The sequence below is a fragment of the Ruegeria sp. E1 genome, assembly GCF_056534225.1.
Window position 1 is genome coordinate 1 of record NZ_JBQFPE010000030.1, and the last position, 2,500, is coordinate 2,500.

Consider the following 2,500-nt stretch of genomic DNA (forward strand, 5'->3'; position numbering starts at 1 on the left):
CTAGGTTTGGCGGTGACCTACTCTCCCGGGGCTTAAGCCCAAGTACCATTGGCGCGGCAGTGCTTAACTTCCGGGTTCGGGATGGGACCGGGTGTTTCACTTGCGCTATGACCACCAAACCGAGGAAAAGCCCATGTCGACTTTCCTGCGTTGCAGGAAAGCGACGAGGTGGCAGGCAGCGTATTCGCTTGCGAATGCGCGGTGCCACTCGGTTGTTCATCAGATCAACGTTGTCCAACTCAAGGTCGGTGTATGCTTTTGGTCTTGTCTTTCCATTACTGGATCAAATCAAGCCTATCGGGCGATTAGTACCGGTCAACTGAACGCATTACTGCGCTTACATCTCCGGCCTATTGACGTGGTGGTCTTCCACGGCCCTCAGGGAGACCTTGTTTTGAGGGGGGCTTCCCGCTTAGATGCCTTCAGCGGTTATCCTGTCCGATCATAGCTACCCAGCACTGCCGTTGGCACGACAACTGGTCCACCAGTGGATCGTTCACCCCGGTCCTCTCGTACTAGGGGCAACTCCTCTCAAGTCTCCTACACCCACGGCAGATAGGGACCGAACTGTCTCACGACGTTCTAAACCCAGCTCACGTACCTCTTTAAACGGCGAACAGCCGTACCCTTGGGACCTGCTCCAGCCCCAGGATGAGATGAGCCGACATCGAGGTGCCAAACACTGCCGTCGATATGGACTCTTGGGCAGTATCAGCCTGTTATCCCCGGCGTACCTTTTATCCGTTGAGCGATGGCCCTTCCACTCGGGACCACCGGATCACTATGGCCGTCTTTCGACTCTGCTCGACTTGTCAGTCTTGCAGTCAGGCTGGCTTCTGCCATTGCACTCAACGAGCGATTTCCGACCGCTCTGAGCCAACCTTCGCGCGCCTCCGTTACGCTTTAGGAGGCGACCGCCCCAGTCAAACTACCCGCCACGCAGGGTCCCGGATCCGGATAACGGACCGCGGTTAGACATCAAGAGTGCGAAGGGTGGTATCTCAAGGGAGGCTCCACGGATACTTGCGTTTCCGCTTCAAAGCCTACCACCTATCCTGCACATCACAATCCTGATGCCAGTGCGAAGCTGTAGTAAAGGTGCACGGGGTCTTTCCGTCTAACCGCGGGAAGCCTGCATCTTGACAGGCAATTCAATTTCGCTGAGTCGATGTTGGAGACAGCGGGGAAGTCGTTACGCCATTCGTGCAGGTCGGAACTTACCCGACAAGGAATTTCGCTACCTTAGGACCGTTATAGTTACGGCCGCCGTTTACCTGGGCTTCAATTCAAGGCTCTCACCTCTCCTTTTAACCTTCAGGCACCGGGCAGGCGTCAGACCCTATACGTCGTCTTGCGACTTCGCAGAGCCCTGTGTTTTTAATAAACAGTCGCCACCCCCTGGTTTGTGCCCCCAGCCCCTAGTTGCCTAGGAACCGGGCCTCCTTCTCGCGAACTTACGGAGGTATTTTGCCGAGTTCCTTCAACATCGTTCTCTCAAGCGCCTTGGTATGCTCTACCAGTCCACCTGTGTCGGTTTAGGGTACGGTCTGATGGAGGGCTATTTCCAGGAACCACTCAGCAGCCCAATCAATCCGATAAGATTGAACTACATCCGTGATCCGTCACATCCTCCTGGCCTAGGAATATTAACCTAGTTCCCATCGCCTACGCCTTTCGGCCTCGGCTTAGGGGCCGGCTTACCCTGCTCAGATTAGCTTTAAGCAGGAACCCTTGGACTTTCGGCGAGAGTGTCTCTCACACTCTTTGTCGCTACTCATGTCATCATTCTCACTAGTGATCTCTCCACCGGATGGCTCACGCCCCGGCTTCATCGAAAGCTCCAAATATCCTCCAAGGCGTTCCGAAGAACGCTAAAGAGGATAGGAACTATGTCACACTACGCTCTGCTACCGATGCTTACGCATCCCTAGACTTCGGCTCATGGCTTGAGCCCCGTTACATCTTCGCCGCAGGACAACTTATTTAGACCAGTGAGCTGTTACGCTATCTTTAAAGGATGGCTGCTTCTAAGCCAACCTCCTGGTTGTTTTGGTCGTCCCACCTGCTTTCCCACTTAGCCATGAATTGGGGGCCTTAGTCGTAGGTCAGGGTTGTTTCCCTCTCCACTACGGACGTTAGCATCCGCAGTGTGTCTGCCATCTAGTACTCCCGGGTATTCGGAGTTTGGTTAGGATCAGTAAGCCTGTGGGGCCCCATTACCCATCCAGTGCTCTACCCCCCGGGGTATTCGGATGACGCTCTACCTAAATAGATTTCGCAGAGAACCAGCTATCTCCGAGTTTGATTGGCCTTTCACCCCTAGGCACAGCTCATCCCGATCCTTTTCAACGGATGTGGGTTCGGTCCTCCAGTAAGTGTTACCTTACCTTCAACCTGGCCATGCCTAGATCACTCGGTTTCGGGTCTGATCCCACGAACTCATGCGCCCTATTAAGACTCGCTTTCGCTACGCCTACACCTAACGGCTTAAGCTTGCTCG

2 rRNA genes (1 of these 2 cut by a window edge) are annotated in these 2,500 nt (G+C 54.5%); both read right to left on the reverse strand.

Annotated elements, in window-relative coordinates:
* Positions 1-4: 4 nt before the first annotated feature.
* Positions 5-119, reverse strand: a 5S ribosomal RNA gene (rrf, locus tag ACR0FG_RS20690).
* Positions 120-284: 165 nt separating this feature from the next.
* Positions 285-2,500, reverse strand: a 23S ribosomal RNA gene (locus ACR0FG_RS20695) (it continues 616 nt past the right edge of the window).